Below are 17,940 nucleotides of genomic sequence, written 5' to 3'. Positions count from 1 at the left end.
GGTGTCAGGGCGTAGAATGCCCAGGTTACTGAAGCGTTCGCTTCACGAAGAATTCGGGGCTGATACTGGATTCGACGGGATTCACGAACTCCTAAGTGCATGCCGAGGGGCGGTTGGCCTCGTAAAAAGCCGCAAAAAAGTAGTCGCAAACGACGAAACATACGCAATCGCTGCCTAATAAGCAGTAGATGCTCTCCCCCCCGCGCATGCCTGTAAGCCGGGATTTTGGGAGATCACCCCTAACAGGATCGCATGGCGGCTTTGTCCGGAGCCAAGATGCTAAAACCAATCGGACTCGCCCGACGATAGCCTGCCATTCGGCGCTCATAGGGTTAACCAAATGAATGGATAAGCATGTAGTACTGAAGACGTAGGTTTTTCGGACGGGGGTTCAAATCCCCCCAGCTCCACCACAAATGAGAGCGGCGCAAGCTGCGCCGCTTCTCAAATCTCCTTTAAATCCAATAGTTTAAAACTACACCTTGTCGCCAATTGTAGCGCGCCGCATGGTTTGACAAATTCGCGTCATATGGTTTGACAAATTTGTCAGATTAAACGGTTTAATTTTATCAAACCAAGTGATTTCCCCTGCCCCAATTTGATGCAAACGCCCTAATCATTATCCTTTGCCAACTCAAAGGATTCTCCAATCTGCTGGTGGTGGCTTGGTTTATCTATCGTAATACCCTTTAAATCAACCCTTAATACCGGCTTTAAAAGGTCATTAAAAAGGTCTGTGTTAGTAACACCTGGTGAAAGCCAATCGTCCATGATGCCTTTTGGCAACATTAATGGCATTGCTTTGGTGTGATAAGGCTTTAGTTTTGGGTGTGGTGGTAAGGTGATCACTGAGCAAGAGTAAACCATCTCTCCGGTGTCCTTATGCACCCAAGTTCTGTATAGGCCACCAAAGGCAATCGCCTCATTCCCAATAAAGTCCGTGTATAAGGTTTTGCCATTACTCACTTCGGTTTCGCCAAAGCCTGATGCCGGAATAATGCAACGTTGTTTGCGGTAAGGAATATATCCAGCGCTGCCTTTGACGTTGAGCTTATCGTAACGGGTGTTAAATGAAGTGTATTGTGAGGGCTTAAAGCCTGTTTCGGTTGGTTCTAGTAACAACCACCAAATAGCATCTTGCAATCTGCGCTGGCCATGCTCTTCAAGCACGATAGACACTACATTCGTTGCTTTGATAAATCGCCCGGTACGCAATGGGTAACGTTCTTTTTCAAAGAGCGGCATTCCCAGCGCCCCCATCAGGCCAATGACCAGTGGGTCATCTGATACGTTTAGTCTTCCGCACATAAAAAACCTCCAGCTGAAGCTTTATCTATACCTCAGCTGGAGGGTGCTTGCTACACCACTAAGGCTTTAATGTGCTTATACAGCTGATTTGGATTGAGCTGTGGATGTTCGAGTTTAAAAAGGTGGCATACCACTTCGCTGCAATAAAACTTGTCTTCCACTTCATCCAGCCAGTGAAGTTTATGGCGTAACGCACCATAGTAGTCATACGTGCAACGGTGGTATTTGTAGAACCATTCCCAGGCATCACTTTCACTCACGCCCGCGATACCAGAATTAACTATCTCCCAGTCCTCTGTTTGCAAGCAGATAACTTTAATTCGCACCCCGCCATCCATCATTGACGATGATAAGCAAAGGCAAAATCCATTCCCCAACTCTTTAATAATCACTTCCACATGCGAATATGGGCCGCCAGTGGCTTTACTGATAGCGAAGTTAACGAAACGTTTTTGGCCTTTATAAAAAGCTAGTTTCAGCATGTTTCAAAACCTATTTAAACGTCGATTTGATAACCAGCATCAATAAAACTCTGCTGGATAGATGGGGGCAGTTCTTTCCACTGAGTTGGGGCAGATAAAATCGCTCCAGGACGCTCTGAACTCAAAATGCCTGCAGCTACCAATGCCGGCATTGCTACCGTTTCATACATTGGATCATTTAAATCAACATATGTGGCAACAACTGCAGCCAGCCTTTTATCAAGCACTCGCAGCTCGGCACTCGATGACAAAGCGTTTTCAAAAGCAACGGATTCTTCAAATGAAAAACGGCCCCAAAAGGCATTAACGGTAATGCGTCGACCTAAGTCTGTTTCGCTAATTTTCGGGGCTTCAGTATTCGTTAGAAGGTCAGTCGCATTTTCTGCAGCTCGGTTAAAAATCATCATACGGGTGTTTCTCCTGTCAGAACCGTTGCGCCATAGGTGGACACCAGCACTGGTTTTGGTGAGTTGATACGTGCCGCTACAAGCGCAGTAGTAGAGCCAACTGTTTGGCGGTAACCATTTAAGTGAGTTGCTGAGATACCTCCTTGCGTCGGCCCGGTTTCGAATGTGACACGCCAGGTTGTCTCTGTGTCTGCTTCGTTGAGAACTAATGCGCCTTTGCCAAACGATATATTTTGAATGCCTGATGTGCTGAGTGCCGTGCTGCAGTCTATTGCGTCACCAATATTGCTTTGGCTAAGCGCAGCACTCGATTCGTTCATCAGTTCGACTTTTTGAGGCCGGCACTTCTCAAGTTTTGTAACCAATCCACCATGACTAATCCGCTCAGGATCAGTTGTCAGCGAAGAGGTAACAAAAGTTGTTTTAGCATTCAGTTGCAGCTCAAAAAGGTTATTGGCGTCTGCATCAGTAATAGCGGTGCCAACCTTAGTTGCCCTGGTAGAAAATGACTCTGCTGCATCACACAACTGTATGTAAGCGCCATAAGCCAGAACACCGCCGCTGTTACTTGTGATCACTCCGGCCATGTTCACTAAAGTATCTGCTGAAGATGCAACAACCTTGCCCCTGCCACCGAGATAAGGAGCATCCCAGGGCGATACATTTGGAGACACCATAAAACCGGTGGGAGCATTCACACCATCCCAAAGGAATGAGACAGCTGATGTGGCCAGGTTGTTAGGTATGAACCAATAACGGTCTCCTTTTTTATAAACAGCTTCGCCGTTATTTGATGCGTTAGTGCCTTCGTAGTTAGATGACAGGGTGTAAATAACGCAGGTTGTGTAGTCAGCGCTGAACTTCACAAGTTTCATAACTTTGGTGGTTTGATTGCGGGTAATGTAAGCGCCAGCTCCAATTCTGGTTTTAACCCAGCCGGTTCCGACACATCCGTCAGCAGCAAGGTTGGCAGGAATATCAAGCACCGAGTCGACGCCAGCTTTAAGGAGCTTTGGCGTGGCACCGACCAAAACTAATGCGTATTCATATCCAACGCTGTCAACATCGAACTGAACGACCTGACTAAGACCTGTAACACCTGAAATACCAGAATAAGTGTTTACAGTGCCGTTTTGCATATCCAAACAATAGGTGTAAATGCTTGTGTGCATCAGCACATAGCGGTCACCTTGTTTATTCGACACCGAATCGAAAGCACCACCAGGCGATGTCTGAATTGTAGTGCCAGCAGCTGTAGTGACAGCCTTGGTTGCAGGGTTATAAGTCAGAGTATTAAAGGTTATTGAAACAGGGTTCGACTCACCACTTGATGCTGCCGCAAAATACAGACGAAATGTGTTAGCTGAAACTTCACGAAGACCGACTCCCCTGAAGTTAGAAGAGTTGCCGGAACCATAGGAAATATTCACTGCCTGATAGCTCAGCACCGCCATGTCCGTAGGATTCACGATAAAGGTGTGGCAAAGCGCATTAGTTGATGCGCTTCCGGTTAACGCACCAAACATGATATTGCCATCTTGTAATGTGTAGCTAAAACACCAAAGGTCAGTACTACCGCCAGGCTGGCCGCCACGATGTGTATTAAGGTAAGTGCGGAATGAACTGGAAGAATTCAGATACTGGTTAACGCCAGAGGCTACCACCGCCATCTTCACTGGATGCTGCTTTTTCTTTAACTTACCCAGCACATCAATATAAATATCGTCGCCGGCGCTTACATCAAATGGAGCCGAATACAGCACCGTTCCTTGTGGGAGTTCACTGGCCTTCCGTCCCAGGAGCATATCCTTTAACAGTGTTTCGCCATTCATTGCCGCTAACTTTGCAGCAATAAGAGTGTCGGTATTAGATTCGTTGCAGCCCAATCCTTCAGCCGCCATACGAATGGCCGCCAGGTCTTTCAGGCTTGTTGCGCCTGTCGCAGCATCAATTCTTGCCTGAACCTGTGCTTTTAAATTTGTTGTTGCAATCGTCATGCTACAGCCCCATCAATGCAGTTAATTCAATGTCATCAAGCTTTTCCTGAAGCCCTGTGATGTCCCCGGTGTCGAGCTGGATGTTCGCTGTGCCATCAAATGGCTTTTGGCCAATCAGGCGAGCAGTCACAAGCTGAGTGGCATAAGTTGCGGTGTCGCCTGCTGTGCCAATGGCGGCATAAGCCGCTGCCAGAGCCTGGTTTATTTCTGTCTGGATAACCTGCACATCGTTTTTGATTTGTGCAGTGGCCAGCCGGATTTGATCTGCAGTTTCAGCGGCTTCAAGCTGAGCATTAAAAGCGTTAACCGCTGTATCAACGCCCTGGGCCAATAGCTGCAATTTGGCAAGATAATCCCCGCCTTTATTCGCTGCCGAAAACACCACGCCAGGTGGTGAAAGTGGAGCTGTCATTTATGCCTCCCGAACCAAAAACTTGGCCGTGTAGTTATTAAAAAAGTTGTTGGAGATTGGCGGCAGCGCTGTGAATTTAGCGGCCATTGCATGTTCAATTTCTTTGATGCCACCTGTGCCCGGATAAAGGCTGATAAACCAATCACGGCTTAAACCAACGTGTTGAATGGCTGCTGAAATATGCGGGCGCTCGGTTTCCGGTATGTAGTCCATGGACAGTGCCAGCTGCCTTGTTTTTGGTTTAGCTGCTGCAAATACAGAGCCTGCAGCTGTCACTTTTTGCTGTGCTGTGGTTTGCCAGGCAAATTCAGAAGACCAGCTGAAGTTCACCGAAGGCGTAAATGCCTGGCCAAGATAAACCCGGTCAAATTCGTGAATGCCATCTTTGCTGGCACTGTCCAGCAAGGTAATGCGACCAGAAAGCGCAAAGGTTTCGGCAAACCACAACTGAGAGAAACGAAACGGCCAGTTATCAAAGGCACTGGACACCAGCGGATCAACTAACCAATCCAGCTCGCCCAGGGTTTTGGTTGGGATAGCATCCAATAAGGTGCTGTCATAAAGTTTGACGCCAGTACAATCCGGGCCTTCAAAAAGCTCCACCTGCCACTTGGCGCCATTACTGAGGAAGTGTCGGTACAGCACCAGGCCGTTTAACAGCGTTAATTCCTGCAGGTCAAATTTGATGACCGATAAGCCGTTTTCATCCGGCATAACGCCTGTGGTCTTGCTGCGGCCATAAACCTGGCTGTTGGAAAGTGGCAGTGAACCAATGGCCGTTCCTGTACTGATGGCAAGTGCGGCGCCGTCCCATTTGTTGTTCATGATCATGCGGACATTATTCAACGGACTACCTCCAGTACGCAGGTGTCAGTTAATAAGTCATCCCTAAGCCTGGTGATCACCGCATGGCCGCCTTCAGAAAAATAGCGTGGATATTCAATAGTCACGGTTTGGCCTAAATCGAGGTTAAAAGGAGCGGCAAAAGCCGAAAACTCAAACACAGTGCGGGGAACAGCTGACCAGGCAGCACGCCTGTTGGCTTCTGTTGTGGCATCGGCAAGCGTGACAATCAGCGTGCTGGCCGTAACGTCAGCTGCATCCGGAAAATTGCCCGTTACGCCGGCATTTGGCGCGGTATAGGCAGATTCTTCCTGTTCATACGTTGTGGCCAGGGCTGGCGTGGTTTCACGCACTGAGCCTGCCAGGCCATCTGCCTGTGGTGTCCAGTTGCGCCGGTAACCCAGTTTGACGGTTTTAGCCGGCGCAATCCGCCGGCGCGGCCATAAGGTGTTGTCTTCAATATCATCAGCGTGAAGAGTGGCCACTGGCTCAGTCGGGCCGTTAAAAAACAGCCACTGCAACTGACCGGTTCTGCTGTAATACCAGGCAGCGCCAACACTGGCACTGATGTCATCAAGCACTGTGGCCAGCTGCTTTTCAGCCGAAACATAAAGGCCCAGCTGATATGCCGGCAGCGCACTTAAGCCGGCTGGCTCTGCGATACCAAAGCGGCCAACCAGGTAGGTGATCATCTGTGCAGCGGTTTGCAGCCAAACATCCGACACTTTGGCGCCATCCACGTCAGCGGTTACTCTGCCCTTGGCATTGTTGGTCAGCGAGAACGTGCCTGCAGCCACATTGGCAGTAAATGGAATGGCCACGCCATTTTCACGCACTGCAGTAATGGCCTGAATAGCGCCGTCATGTACCTGGTAAGTTTTGGTGGCTTCATTAATCAGTACCGGGCTGATATTAAAACAGCGGCCCAGGCAAATAGGCACAGGCTTGCCAAGGTTTGGCCCCACACTAATTAAGGTGTTTTGTAATTGCCGGCGCAGCAGCTCTGCACTATCGCGCAAGGTCAGCTGGGCAGTATCAAAACTGGTGGCCACTAACGCATCCGCCGTGGCAGACACCACCAAGCCAAAATCAGCCAAAGGCCAGCCGGCATCACCACAACGAATGGTTACCGGCAGGCCGCCAACGTTGGCAGACTCAATTAACGCCAGTAATTCATCATCCAGATACAGCTCAATGCTGGTCTTGGCGGTAGTGCTATAACCGGTAAAGAGTTCGGTCAGTTCGCGGCCCCAGCTGCCCACAGATAAAATGGTGTCCAGGTAAGGTGTAAATGCCGGCACATCCAATGGCCCGGTACGGTATGGGTGCGTTGAACGGCGCACGGTCACCAGCTCGCCTGCCTGGCGCGCCTGAAACTCCACTAAATAGCAGCGGTCGACACCTGGTGTTTTGATCCATTGGCTGAAACTCATGCCAGCCTCCGGTTTTCATACAGCATGGCTTGCGTGCGCTGTAAATCATCCTGCATTGCCGCCATCTGGCGTTGCTGCCTGGCATTGGCCTGTTGCTGTTGTTGCAGTTGCTGCTCAAGCAAAGCAACCACAGCACTGTTATCAGTACCGCTGGCATTGGCATTGCCGGTGCCGGTTGGTGGTACTGCAGGCGGGTTAATAATGATGACCGGGGGCGGAATGCTTCGGATAGCATCTACAATTTCACCAAAGCCATCTTCGAGCGCCACAATGGCATCAACCTGTTGCTGTGCTGCAGCCAGTTGCGCATCACGCTGGGCTGCGGCTTGCGCTTCCAAATCGGCCAGCATGGTTTGCAAGTCGGTCAGCTCAGCAATAGCGCCCAGTTGCAGCTCAAGTTGTTTTGCCTGGTAAGCGGCAAGTTCTGCCTTGGCTTTTTCTTCGGCCGCTGTTTTTTCTGCCAGCGCTTGTTTTTCCAGCTCGTCAAGCAGGGTTTGCAGGGCTTCCAGCTCAGCAATAGTTTGCTGCTGCAGCTGCGCATCCGATTCCTGGTATTGCAGCACAGCACGGGGCACTGCAGGCTCAGCCGCATTTGCTGCTCCACCAAAGCCACGGTAAGCCTTTTGCACTTCATCAAAGATGGCTGCATATTCAGAGCTGCCGCTGGCAAAGTAATCCCGCGCTAAATCCAGGTAACTGGAGCCTGCTGACTGCAGACTTTGCATTGCGTCGGTATCACCACTTTTAGCCCTGTTTAACAGGCTATTAAATTGCTTTTGCGCCTCTTTAAATTGCTCGCCCATCAGGGCCGGCGAATAGTCCGACAGCAATAGTGCATCGGCTGCAGCCAGTAACTGACGGGCAGCGTCGCGCAGTGCATCGTGCGCGGCAACGTCGGCTTCGTAGCGTTCCTGGGCGGCCGATTGCATTTGCTGGTTTGCTGCAAGCTCAGCGTTGTAACGGTCCATAATGGCTTGCTGCAGTTGGCCAACCACATTAATTTGGTCCAGCACTGAGCCGGCACCTAACTTGCCGCGCAACTGGCCAATTTGTCCGGACTGGTAGCCCACTTCATTCCAGCCGCTGCTTTGGCGGCGTAAATCCAAAATGGCCGAAGAGATGGCGCTACGCACACCGGTCAGCTGCGAAGTCAGCTCGCCCCAGCTGGCGTTGAGGTTATCCAGTGCCGACTGCGCCTGCTGCATTAAGTTGTTGTTTACTGCCATTTCCGCCTGATAACGGCTGACAATAGCGCCTTGCAGGGCCTGAATATTCTTGATTTGAGCGTTAATGTCGCCGCTGCCAAGTCGGCTGCGCAGCTGATTGACCTGGCTGTTTTGATAATCTGTTTCACTCCAGCCCTCCATGCTGCGGCGAATATCCCGGATGGCATTATCAATGCCCTGGCTTGCCTGGGTAATGGCATCCACCAGCGTATTAAAGGTGTCGTTAATCAGTGCATCACGTTTGCGGGCATATAAGGTTTCCAGCAGTGTGGTGTCAGCACCAAGCTCTGCCGCTTCTTTAATTTGTGCGTCATACCAGGCTTTTAAATCAAACAGGTTGCGCTCAAGGTCGGACATATCAAGCTTGGCCAGTTCATCACCAATGCCTTTGTTAAAGTTGGCCAACTCTTTAGCGCGGCGCTCCTGGTCGTCAAATATCTGGTCCATTAAAGGCGACAGTGCCATCAATGCCGCATACATTTGCTGGCCTGACTCTGTGGTTAAATCAAGGCTTTCCACCATGGCTTTAAAGGCTTCGCGGTTGGCCGGCATAGTTTGACCAAGGCTGGCAAACTGCGCCTGGGCAGACTGAGTGGCTGCGGCCAGCTGCTCTGCTTCGGAGTAGAACTCGGCAAAATAATCAGCCGTTAATGACTGGAACTGCTCAATGCCACCCATCATTTCAATAATGGACTGAGCAATTTGCACTTCCATTTCTTTGGTCACGCCAGAGAACCGGCTGAGCTGATGGCCAAGGTTATCAAGAGCTGAGTTAAATACGGCCTGTTCTTGAGCAACGCGCAGCAGCGTGTCGTAAAGCCCTTCGCCCATTTTCTGAAATTCAGCAATGCCAGGCAGCAAATACTGCACCATTAAATCGCCTTGCTGGCTGAACATCGCCTGCAACTCTTTTTCAATTTCATCGCCGCTCAGGTCTTTAAAAGACAGGTTCGGCAGATTAATCACAAAGCCTTCCAGGGATTTGCCGGTTTCTAAGCCCAAAAGCTCTACCGCTTCAGTAATGGATTTACCCATGTGCGAAAAGATACGGCCAAACTCTGCTTTTACTGCTTCGTCCATGGCGCGGTATTCGGTTTTTTCAGAGCTGGATTTACTCAGGCCAAACAGTTTCTTTTTCGTGGTTTTAATCACGTCATACACCGTGGCGTTCACTAAACCACTGGATAAAATGTCTCCCAACTGTTGGCTGGCAAAGCTAATGCCACTGTCCAAAAGCTCTGTTTTTTTACTGCCAAACAAACCGCCTAAAAGCTTATTCGTAATGTTGCCAACCAGCCCGCCCAGCAGCTTGTCCACAGCAACACCCACTAAACCGCCGGTAGTAAAGGCAGCCACATTAGAGCCAAGTAGCAGGTTGTAGTCTTTACCCAGTTCGCCAGGGTAATTGGATTCGTTAAAGCGGCCGTAACTTGCAACAAGGTTCACCGCCAGATTCTTAATGCCGGCAGATAGTTCGCGGATGCTGTTATTGATTGAGCGCAGTTCGGCGTACTGGTCGAGTTCAAGGTCTTCAATGCGCCCAAGCACATTGGCAATAGATTCAGATTTAGCATCGGAATCACCCAGCACAGTGCCGGTGCCTTGTGTTTTTTGGCGCTCTTCAGCACTGACACCGCCGCCAGAAGCAGAACCGTTAAAGACACCAAGCCCAGCCATAATGGCCGCCATGGCGGCAATCCGGGCAAAAGCAGTGTAAGGGTCGCCAGCGCCCTGGTTGGTAATGGCAGCAATGGCATTGGCTGCGGCTTTTTTAAGGGCTAAAGCAGTTTCGATGGCAGCAAAAGTCACTTCCAGCTTGTGCATGACCTGACGGCCTTTACTCTGCTCGCTGAACATCTTGCTGGCAGCGCCGGCTAAATCGGCATAATTTCCCATTTGCAGCCGGGTTTGGTCTTCCATCAATGCGCGTTCAGTGGCATCCGCTTTTTTCAGGGCCTTGGCTCTGCGCTCCGGATCCACCTCTTTTTCAGCTTTTTTGCGTGCTTCATGTAGGGTAATAAACTTGCGGGCAAATTCATCTTGCTGCTCAGCCATGCGGGCAAACTGGTCTGCAACAGAGCCGAAACTGTCAACTAACGCATTGCCTACGCTACTTCCGGCATCACCAATTTTGGTCAGACCGTCCAGTACTTCTTCATAGCTGCCATCAGTCAGATATTGACGAACATCCAGCTGCTCATTCAGTAAACGCTGACGTTCGATTTCAGCATCAAGCTGTTTAATCAAAGCCGGATCCGATACTTTCAGGTCACGGATCATCTTTTGCAGCTGGTACTCTTTTTCGCCTTTGGTCAGGCGTACTTGCAGTAAATCGTTTTCGGCCTTTAATGCTTTTAAAGCGTCCTGATTGTTTTTGGTCTGTGCGATCTGGCGCTGTAATGTCAGTGTGTCTTTGAGCAGTTTGAGCTGAGCCGTATCTGTCATTTTCTGGCTGCTCACAGCTTTGGCTAGCTCGTATTCGGCTTCACCTAATGTCAGGCGGATTTGTTGCAGGCGAACTTCTTCTTTCAGACCAGCCAAATACTTATCATTAGCTGCCAATTGCGCCGCCGCTTCTGCCGTTTTTGCAAATGATTTAATGGCTGCTTCGGCATCTTTGGGTAAGCTGGTCGCTTCTTTAAAACGGGTTTTAAAGAGATCTAAATCAACATCGTTTAAAGCACGGCCCTGGGCGTCAACAGCCTGAGCATTTAACATTTGTGCGTTATATAACTTCAGCAGTTCGTCAGAGGCTTTGGCGGCACTTTCGGCAAATGGATCCGTGGCTGCAGAAAAGTCGAAAAAAAGCTGACCAAGTTTGGCACTGTCTTCTAACAATACCTTTTGCTGTGCGTTCAGCTCTGCCAGTTCTTGCTTTAACTGGCCAAGTTCTTTGTGACCTGCCCTGGCAGCGTTGCTGGCTGGATTTAATTCAATCGCCTTGCGAATACTGACCATCTTGCTGGTGATTTCAGCAATGCGGTCAGCACTTGTTTTTAACTCAGCTGTATTACTTGCAACGGCTTCCTGAATTTTGGCTTTAGAAACTTCGCCATATGCACCTGATAATTTGTTCAGACGCTCGGCTAATAAATCTGCCTTTTCAGCGCCCAACTCACTGTTATTTGCAAACTGATAAATCGCACCAGCAACAAGTAATGCAAGGCCGATTGGGCCGCCAAGCAAAGCCATAGCGCGACTGGTAGCAGTGCTTGCAACACCTAATAAGGTAATTTGCCGGGTTGCAACAGAAGAAGCGTCGGCAACACCCATCAGGGCTGCAGTTTGCTGTACTGTCGACGCAATTACACCGGCACCGCTTACAGCAATGGCTTTCAGGCCAATGTTGTAACGGGTCAACATCACTAATGCAGCAGCACCACCAGCCACGGCCATTAAAGCGGCTGCAGTGTCTTGCAGCTCGGCGGCACTCATGTCATCCAATGAGTTGGATATTTTGACCAGTATTTCTGCCCAGGCTTGGGTGGTGCCGGTGATGGTATCAAGCCGGCTTAAGGCGGCTGAAAAACTGTTATCTACCATTGTGCCGGCACGGCCGACACTTACAGGCATAGTTGCAAACTGCTTTTCGATTTCCGGCAGTTGCACCAGGATAGACTGCAGCACATCTTCAGATAATAACCTGCCCTCTAGGACAAGATTTCTAAGGTCACCAAGGCCAAGCTCGTTTTCTGATTTGCCAATATCATCCATGCCCTTACCGATACGGGCGGCAACTTCAGGAATGTTTTCAAGGAGTGAGTTAAATTCTTCTGCCCGAAGCACACCACCAGATAATCCCTGGGCTAACTGCATCAAGCCTGCATCCAGTGCCTGTGTGCTTGAACCACCAATTACACCCAGCTTTTGTACGGCATCGGTAAATTCCAGCATCTGGCCATTGGTGGCTTTTAAATCTTTGCGGGAGGTGGATAAACGCTGAAACAGCTCAACTGTTGTGCCAAGAGCGGCACCATTGCGCTGAGCAATATCAAACATCTCAGCGCTGACCTGGTTGTAATCCTGGGTTTCATTGGTTGCTGTACGGATCCGCTGCTGCAGAACGTTAAAATCATCGGCTCTGTCAATCAGGGCTTTTACACCCGAAAACGCCTGCAGGGATGCAAAAAGAGCGGCGCCAACTCCTGCCAGCGCCAACATACGGCCGCGCATGCCATCAAGCTCTGCGGCTGTTTTTTTGGCCTCCTGGCCTAATTGCTGGCTGCCTTGCGTTGTTTTGCCTAAACCGGAAGCTGACTGAGCACCAGCCTGACTTAAACCGTCAATCGCTTGCTCAGCCTTTTTACTGGCCTGTGTCACTGTGGACAAGTCTTTGACCACCAGCTGACCACCCGAAGTGGTTAACTTGAGCGCGAGAACTAAGTCATTCATACTGCAGCTTTTTCCCGGATAAGGTATGGATTAATGGATTTTTTACTTACTGTGTTTTTGGTGATTGGGCTTTGTGTGGCAGCGTTTTTGGTTTGGTTGTTTAAAAATCCCGGTTAATCCTTTTCCTGCCACACCTTCAGGGCTTCAGCTTCCATTTGCTGCAAGCCTTCCCACAACCATTCCTGGTCATCCAGATCTAATGCCTGGTATTCAGGTATTTTTGCTGCCCGGACATCAACAGCACCGTAGTTCAAGCCCGTCCGGCTGCCGGACATACCGGCATAATTCCACTGGGTAGCGCAGGCGAAAAACAACCTGGTAATAAGCAAGTTGGCAGGCTGAATTTCAGGTGCACCGTTGTTTTGCTTAATTACCTGGTCAATGACGTCCTGGGGCGCGCCAGCCAAACGCATCCGCTCGGCCACCGCATCTTTTTTATTAACTGCCCCGGACGCCCACCACCTGGCTACTTCTTGGCGTTTTTTGCCAGCAACTCGCCACTACGGGCTTCGCCGTAGGTTTTTTCAATGGCTTCGCGGATTTCACGCACGTTAAGAAGCTGCTCAATCAGCTCAGGGGAACTTTCTGCGTCGTTTTCGCCATCAAGGAATGGGAATGGATGCTCAGGGTGTTTTTCAATGCCTAGAACATAACTTTTGCTCTGGTTCAGGCTTTCGGTCAGCACTTCTTCCAGGCTGTTGCCCTGGTTACGCAACTCTTCTACCCGCAGCAAGTTTTTGCGTGCTTCATCACCAGGAACTGAGCGAAAACGGACCACAAAATGGATAGTGTCGTACTGCATTTCACCTTTTTTACCAACTTCGTCACTGGCCAGTTTGACTGTTACCGGCGCTTTAAACTGGCGCTGTTGTAATGCGCTGATTTGAAACTTTTTCATTGTTTACCTCGGTTTTTAATGGGTTTTAAAAAGCGGTTAAAGGCATCCTTGCCACAAAGGATTACTTCGTCTGGAACACGTAATCGCTGTTTTTGGTCAGTGGCTTAATGTTCAGCTTTAAATCCAGATACAGGCGGCCAGCGTCATTACGGCGGGTTGCCGATGCCAGCTGCAGATTCGGGATATTCCACGCCACAATGTCACCGCCGTTAGAGGCCGTTTTGCCGCGCTGGTAAGCAAGTGCGCCCTGGTCGCCTTTTTTGGCTTTTAACCAGTAGTTCACCACTGTTGGATCCGGCTCAACGATGGAAATATCAACAGAGCCATTTCGCGCTTCGAATGCGATTTCTTCCTGATTCGTCACATGCATGTGGCTGAAGGTGTTGCCTGGCGTAATGGTTAAAGTGGCCATACCAACTGCAGCACCAAACAAAGTCATGGTCTGCACTGTGTTGGCAGCTGTATGCATTGGCACTGTTAAGCCAGACCAGTCGACGTCAGGCAATGCCCCTGCGGCTACCGGGTCAACATCAAGCCCCATGGCCGTGAATTCCCAATAGTCCAGGCCGCCGACTTTGGAGACAAACTTGGCCGACATACGCACGCCAATCATCTTGTGCAGTACACCGTTGGCACCACCGACGTAATACCAGAGGGTGCCGTGCTCAAAGTTCTGAGTGACCGGCGCATAAGAAACACCAGTCAGCTCTACCGTTTCACTATTACCGGCAGCACGCAGCAGCGGGCCGTAAGGCACAGGCGTATCAACCTGGCCATCAGATGCACCACGCACATAACACTTAAACGTCAGCTGCTGATAACCACCGGTAATTTTTTCAAATGGTGAGCCTGGAAAACCCAAAGCTTCTTTCATCTGCTCTTTGGTAAATTCCTGACTGTAACCAACGTCAAAAACAGCAATTGCATCAGCTGCCACCAACGCCTGGTCTGTACCATAAGCGCCCGGATTGAGCTTAAACAGCATGTATTCTTCTTCAGCACGTAAAGTCATTGCTTACTCCTGAGTCTCGGCCGGAGCAGGTTTTTGCTGCTTGCTTTTGGCCTTTTGGTATTGTTCCTGGGAGACCTCTTTGCCATCTAATACATAGCGACGGCCTCCCTGATGATGTGTGGTCATGGTTTACTCCTGGTGCACTGGCACCGTTGTTTTGAATCGGTACAACATCCAGATCGCGTTTTCTTTAATGCCAATAGGTTCTGCCCTGGTGATTTCAATCCGGTCAGCGTGTTGCACCGGACACTTCCCCAGCAAACAGGCCGTGATTGCTTTTGTGGTTTCATCCATCACCGCCGGGCCTTTTTCACCTTTGGGGTCATCCACAGCTTTAATGCCAACCACCACGCCAAACTCAAACCGGCACTGCTGCATCAGCGGGCCAAGGTCCTGAGTGCCGTTACCAAAGCCTGAAGGCAATGGAATGACATACACCTGGCGTGGTTTAACCAGGCCGTCTTTCATCGCAGCAGCAACATTAAATGCGCTGCCTACCTGACCAAAAACGGCCTGACCGGCTGGTTTATAGTCCCGAAGGAGCTGTGCAATGGCGGCTAAAATCATCAGATAAACCCTTTACTGATATCGCGCTGCCAGACGTTGCCACCGCTCTTAATTTCAATGGCCGCATCTGTAGCCGGTGCCTCATGGGCGGTACTTAAGCCAAGGGATGCTTTACCGTCCGCAACATCGCGTAACCAGCGAATTGCTGCCAGGTAGCGCTCTTTAACCAGCTCCGGCACAGCATTGCGATAAAGCGCATACCGGGTTAAGTCGGCACAAATACCAACCAGAATCACCGGCACCACGTTCAGTGGCAGCGGATAGCGACCTGTCAGATAACTGTCGATAGTGGCGCTGGCTGTCGTCAGCTCTGCCAAAGCAATTGCTTCAACAGCGCCTGTGCCGTCCGGATCAATCAGCTGATTTATCTCGTCCAGACCAAAGCGGCTTTGCAGTTCTGTCAGATCGCAATACATCAGGCAGTAGCTCCGGCAGCTTTAAAGGCATCCCATTCGCTGTCACGCTCAGCACCGCTCACCGCTCTGCCAAGCATCTTGCTCAGTGGGTCCAGTTGCGGTTTACCACCGCCGGTAAAGTGGTCCGGATTAGATGGGTCCAGCTGAGCAAATGCCTCAGCAAAGGTTGCTACTGTTACCAGCGTAATTTGCGTGCTGTCTGTTTTGCCTGTTTGCCCGTCGCCATCCAGTAGCCAGCGGATCGCGCTGGTGTCTGCTGTTTCAGGTATCTCGTGCGGAGCAACTTCACGTACCGACAAACGTTTTTCACCGATGATTTGCTGGTACTGTTCATCAGTAAGTTGTTCGCGGCATAAACAGGTGCCCTGGTCGGTAAAGCCAAGTCCTGCACGTCGAAAGCTTGCCGCCAAAGCGGTCACCAGAATGATTTTGTTACTCATAATGTTCTCCGGCCCCGGCGCTAACCGGAGCTATCAATGGATTACAGGAAGTCGGCGACTAAAACGTCAAACTTGTCTTTGAGGTCGTTGCTGACAGTTACACCACCGTCATCAATCAAATCGCGGGCTTTGATCTGATTGGCAATTTTCTGTTTGCTATTCGGGACAACCAGCAACAGTTTGTTTTTGCCAAGACCAAGTGGCCTGCCGCCGTCAGCTTTAAAATCGCTCATCATTTCGATGGCCTGCCAAAGCGTGGCGTAGGTCAGCTCTTTTTTGACGCCAATGGCCATTTGCCAGAAGCCGTAACCAGCGTTAGAGCGCAGGTCGACACCGTAACGCAGCAGTTTTTTGGTAAATACCTGCTCGTCATTCGGATTATCCATGGCCACAAATTGCGGCTTTTTGCGTTCCTGGTACACCAGAGGTTTGAGGGAGCGGCTCACATCCAGCAGGAACCACGGCTGACCAACATAAGCACCATCAATAATTACGTTAGACACTGAGGTGTCAGCACCGGAGCCATCAACTTTGGCATTAACCGGGTGGTCAGTGTCAAAGAAGTTTTGGCCGTCATAACACAGCGTGGTAAAGCCGGCTTTGAGTAACGGAAATACCAGCTCGTCCGGGAAAACTTCCGAGGCATAACCCATTTCGTCAAACATCGGGTTGTAAACGCCCAGGTTGTCATCTTCAATGTCGTTGCGGTCAACGCCTACAGTGCTTTCAAAGTCTTTGTTCTGAATGGCGTAACCGTGTTCTTTCATCGAGTTAATAACACGATCACCTACCCATTCACGAAAGCCTGGCCACTGACCTAACCAGCCATAGGTGTTACTTTTAGTGGTGCTTGGCACAACGGTAGCAACTGCTTTGTACTGTGGGTTTGCGCGGGTTTTGCCTTGCTCAAATACTTTGTTAAATGCGACCCGCATCGCGTTTAAGGTTGCTGAGTTAACCATTGCCATGTGCTTAAGCTCCTAATTCCTTGGCCAGCTCGTCATGTGAGACGCCAATCTGGTCCGCAATTAATTTCTGGTCAGCGGTTAAAGCCGCTACCGGTGATTTGTCCTGGGCATCCGGCTTGCTGCGTTGCTCGGATTGTTTTGCGGTTAATGCAGCAATCACAGGGCGGGCATTAAGCTGTGCCGTAAGCGCGGCCATATTTTGTTTACCCAGGCTTACCAGGTAATCTTTTTCTGAGGCCAAAATGAGCTTGCCGTCCTTTTCAGCCTGAGCAATTACTTGCTCAACGGTTAAGCTGGCCGTGGTAGCTGTCAGTGCTGCAACCTGGCCAATAGCGGCGTTGTACTGTGCAATGGGCACGTATTGCGCAAGGTCGATATTTCCGGCGCCGGCAGATTCAAGGGTTTCAATTTTTGCAGTTAAGGCAGCAACGTTGCCTGCTTTGGCCTGCAAGTCGTTAACAGCATCCAGCGCAGTCTGGGCTTGAGCATCGGTCAGGGTGTCCCCTGCTTTTAGCTCAATGCCAAGCTTTGCCAAAAGCTGGATCAGCAAATCGGACATGGTTTTATCTCCGTGGTTGGGTTGTTCAAACCGGGCCGCGAGAGAGGCAAGCGCCTCCATTCCGTCAGCGCCAGGATTGTTGGTTAGCGCCGCCATCAGAATTGCTGTTGGCTCGCCAGTGGTGGTGTCGTAAGGGAACACAGCCGAAAGATAGCGATACTCTTTGCCGTCAATAAACGCCTGAGCTTTTGGGGTCCAGCTGGGCTTGATATAAAGCCCTTTGCCTGGCCGGTACTCCATTGCACGGAACCAGCCGGATGCCGGTGCCTGGATACCTTTTTCGGCAGCTGTTAAGGTTTGGTGTTCGTAGTCGATCAGCAGGTCATTTTTGCGAAGGGCAGCTTGGGCAATCAGGCGTTCTGCCACCTGGGCATTCATGCGCCACTTGCCGCCAGGAACATCATGCGGGCGGCCATCAACTGCGGAAAACTCGCCATCTGGTAGCAACTGTGCCCAATCGTCACCACCGGCAAGCTCTGCCGTCAGAACGGCATAACCCAGCGGACTGGTGCTACCGGCAGCAGATAAAACAGCGATGGATAAAGCGGATTTGGAAAACATAAAAGCCCAGGGTTAATAA

17 protein-coding genes and 1 other RNA gene are annotated in these 17,940 nt (G+C 50.3%); 1 reads left to right on the top strand and 17 read right to left on the bottom strand.

Annotated features, from left to right (window positions below):
- Nucleotides 1–55: 55 nt before the first annotated feature.
- Nucleotides 56–413: a transfer-messenger RNA gene (ssrA, locus tag N3Z11_RS15165) on the top strand.
- Between the two features lie 199 nt (nucleotides 414–612).
- On the opposite strand, the gene N3Z11_RS15160 is transcribed toward ssrA, so the two are convergent.
- The 17 genes from N3Z11_RS15160 to N3Z11_RS15080 form a co-directional block, all read right to left on the bottom strand.
- The gene (locus tag N3Z11_RS15160) at nucleotides 613–1,308 is read right to left on the bottom strand and encodes an SOS response-associated peptidase (protein ID WP_260658044.1); all 696 of its coding nucleotides are present in this window, start codon (nucleotides 1,306–1,308) and stop codon (nucleotides 613–615) included.
- A gap of 50 nt (nucleotides 1,309–1,358) precedes the next feature.
- Nucleotides 1,359–1,790, bottom strand: a complete 432-nt coding sequence (locus N3Z11_RS15155) for a hypothetical protein (protein WP_260658043.1) — start codon at nucleotides 1,788–1,790, stop codon at nucleotides 1,359–1,361.
- 14 nt (nucleotides 1,791–1,804) lie between these two features.
- Nucleotides 1,805–2,197, bottom strand: a complete 393-nt coding sequence (locus N3Z11_RS15150; protein ID WP_260658042.1) for a hypothetical protein — start codon at nucleotides 2,195–2,197, stop codon at nucleotides 1,805–1,807.
- A complete protein-coding gene (locus N3Z11_RS15145) occupies nucleotides 2,194–4,194 on the bottom strand; it encodes a hypothetical protein (protein ID WP_260658041.1) in 2,001 nt (666 codons plus the stop codon). Before N3Z11_RS15145 ends, N3Z11_RS15150 begins: the two co-directional genes overlap by 4 nt.
- A gap of 1 nt (nucleotide 4,195) precedes the next feature.
- The gene (locus N3Z11_RS15140) at nucleotides 4,196–4,606 is read right to left on the bottom strand and encodes a hypothetical protein (RefSeq protein WP_260658040.1); all 411 of its coding nucleotides are present in this window, start codon (nucleotides 4,604–4,606) and stop codon (nucleotides 4,196–4,198) included.
- A complete protein-coding gene (locus N3Z11_RS15135; RefSeq protein WP_260658039.1) occupies nucleotides 4,607–5,452 on the bottom strand; it encodes a hypothetical protein in 846 nt (281 codons plus the stop codon).
- On the bottom strand, nucleotides 5,449–6,882 hold the full coding sequence (locus N3Z11_RS15130; protein WP_260658038.1) for a hypothetical protein: 1,434 nt from the start codon (nucleotides 6,880–6,882) through the stop codon (nucleotides 5,449–5,451). Before N3Z11_RS15130 ends, N3Z11_RS15135 begins: the two co-directional genes overlap by 4 nt.
- Nucleotides 6,879–12,500, bottom strand: a complete 5,622-nt coding sequence (locus N3Z11_RS15125) for a tape measure protein (RefSeq protein ID WP_260658037.1) — start codon at nucleotides 12,498–12,500, stop codon at nucleotides 6,879–6,881. Before N3Z11_RS15125 ends, N3Z11_RS15130 begins: the two co-directional genes overlap by 4 nt.
- A gap of 113 nt (nucleotides 12,501–12,613) precedes the next feature.
- Nucleotides 12,614–12,913 (bottom strand): DUF1799 domain-containing protein, encoded by a 300-nt coding sequence (locus tag N3Z11_RS15120; protein ID WP_260658036.1) that lies wholly within the window; start codon nucleotides 12,911–12,913, stop codon nucleotides 12,614–12,616.
- Nucleotides 12,914–12,966: 53 nt separating this feature from the next.
- Entirely contained in the window at nucleotides 12,967–13,398 is a 432-nt protein-coding gene (locus tag N3Z11_RS15115) for a hypothetical protein (protein ID WP_260658035.1), read from the bottom strand.
- 61 nt (nucleotides 13,399–13,459) lie between these two features.
- Nucleotides 13,460–14,410 carry a hypothetical protein gene (locus N3Z11_RS15110; RefSeq protein WP_260658034.1) on the bottom strand — a complete coding sequence of 317 codons (951 nt, stop codon included), beginning with the start codon at nucleotides 14,408–14,410 and terminating at the stop codon, nucleotides 13,460–13,462.
- A 3-nt stretch (nucleotides 14,411–14,413) separates the two neighbouring features.
- Nucleotides 14,414–14,536 carry a hypothetical protein gene (locus N3Z11_RS15105; RefSeq protein WP_260658033.1) on the bottom strand — a complete coding sequence of 41 codons (123 nt, stop codon included), beginning with the start codon at nucleotides 14,534–14,536 and terminating at the stop codon, nucleotides 14,414–14,416.
- 3 nt (nucleotides 14,537–14,539) lie between these two features.
- Nucleotides 14,540–14,977, bottom strand: coding sequence for a hypothetical protein (locus N3Z11_RS15100; protein ID WP_260658032.1), 438 nt, complete (start codon nucleotides 14,975–14,977; stop codon nucleotides 14,540–14,542).
- Entirely contained in the window at nucleotides 14,977–15,393 is a 417-nt protein-coding gene (locus N3Z11_RS15095; protein WP_260658031.1) for a gp436 family protein, read from the bottom strand. Before N3Z11_RS15095 ends, N3Z11_RS15100 begins: the two co-directional genes overlap by 1 nt.
- The gene (locus N3Z11_RS15090) at nucleotides 15,393–15,833 is read right to left on the bottom strand and encodes a hypothetical protein (protein ID WP_260658030.1); all 441 of its coding nucleotides are present in this window, start codon (nucleotides 15,831–15,833) and stop codon (nucleotides 15,393–15,395) included. The genes N3Z11_RS15095 and N3Z11_RS15090 overlap by 1 nt, the downstream gene beginning before the upstream one ends.
- 41 nt (nucleotides 15,834–15,874) lie before the next feature.
- Nucleotides 15,875–16,801, bottom strand: a complete 927-nt coding sequence (locus N3Z11_RS15085; protein WP_260658029.1) for a Mu-like prophage major head subunit gpT family protein — start codon at nucleotides 16,799–16,801, stop codon at nucleotides 15,875–15,877.
- A 4-nt stretch (nucleotides 16,802–16,805) separates the two neighbouring features.
- Nucleotides 16,806–17,921, bottom strand: coding sequence for a phage protease (locus tag N3Z11_RS15080; RefSeq protein WP_260658028.1), 1,116 nt, complete (start codon nucleotides 17,919–17,921; stop codon nucleotides 16,806–16,808).
- Nucleotides 17,922–17,940: the final 19 nt, after the last annotated feature.

It is taken from the genome of Rheinheimera sp. 4Y26 (assembly GCF_025245835.1).
Lineage (GTDB): Bacteria > Pseudomonadota > Gammaproteobacteria > Enterobacterales > Alteromonadaceae > Pararheinheimera.
This window is presented reverse-complemented; position numbering and strand designations above follow the sequence as displayed.

Coding starts and splice junctions, on each gene's coding strand:
- N3Z11_RS15085 (WP_260658029.1), bottom strand. CDS start 16,801: ATGGCAATGGTTAACTCAGCAACCTTAAACGCGATGCGGGTCGCATTT.
- N3Z11_RS15095 (WP_260658031.1), bottom strand. CDS start 15,393: ATGTATTGCGATCTGACAGAACTGCAAAGCCGCTTTGGTCTGGACGAG.
- N3Z11_RS15080 (WP_260658028.1), bottom strand. CDS start 17,921: ATGTTTTCCAAATCCGCTTTATCCATCGCTGTTTTATCTGCTGCCGGT.
- N3Z11_RS15110 (WP_260658034.1), bottom strand. CDS start 14,410: ATGACTTTACGTGCTGAAGAAGAATACATGCTGTTTAAGCTCAATCCG.
- N3Z11_RS15125 (WP_260658037.1), bottom strand. CDS start 12,500: ATGAATGACTTAGTTCTCGCGCTCAAGTTAACCACTTCGGGTGGTCAG.
- N3Z11_RS15115 (WP_260658035.1), bottom strand. CDS start 13,398: ATGAAAAAGTTTCAAATCAGCGCATTACAACAGCGCCAGTTTAAAGCG.
- N3Z11_RS15140 (WP_260658040.1), bottom strand. CDS start 4,606: ATGACAGCTCCACTTTCACCACCTGGCGTGGTGTTTTCGGCAGCGAAT.
- N3Z11_RS15090 (WP_260658030.1), bottom strand. CDS start 15,833: ATGAGTAACAAAATCATTCTGGTGACCGCTTTGGCGGCAAGCTTTCGA.
- N3Z11_RS15150 (WP_260658042.1), bottom strand. CDS start 2,197: ATGATGATTTTTAACCGAGCTGCAGAAAATGCGACTGACCTTCTAACG.
- N3Z11_RS15145 (WP_260658041.1), bottom strand. CDS start 4,194: ATGACGATTGCAACAACAAATTTAAAAGCACAGGTTCAGGCAAGAATT.
- N3Z11_RS15155 (WP_260658043.1), bottom strand. CDS start 1,790: ATGCTGAAACTAGCTTTTTATAAAGGCCAAAAACGTTTCGTTAACTTC.
- N3Z11_RS15120 (WP_260658036.1), bottom strand. CDS start 12,913: ATGCGTTTGGCTGGCGCGCCCCAGGACGTCATTGACCAGGTAATTAAG.
- N3Z11_RS15105 (WP_260658033.1), bottom strand. CDS start 14,536: ATGACCACACATCATCAGGGAGGCCGTCGCTATGTATTAGATGGCAAA.
- N3Z11_RS15160 (WP_260658044.1), bottom strand. CDS start 1,308: ATGTGCGGAAGACTAAACGTATCAGATGACCCACTGGTCATTGGCCTG.
- N3Z11_RS15130 (WP_260658038.1), bottom strand. CDS start 6,882: ATGAGTTTCAGCCAATGGATCAAAACACCAGGTGTCGACCGCTGCTAT.
- N3Z11_RS15100 (WP_260658032.1), bottom strand. CDS start 14,977: ATGATTTTAGCCGCCATTGCACAGCTCCTTCGGGACTATAAACCAGCC.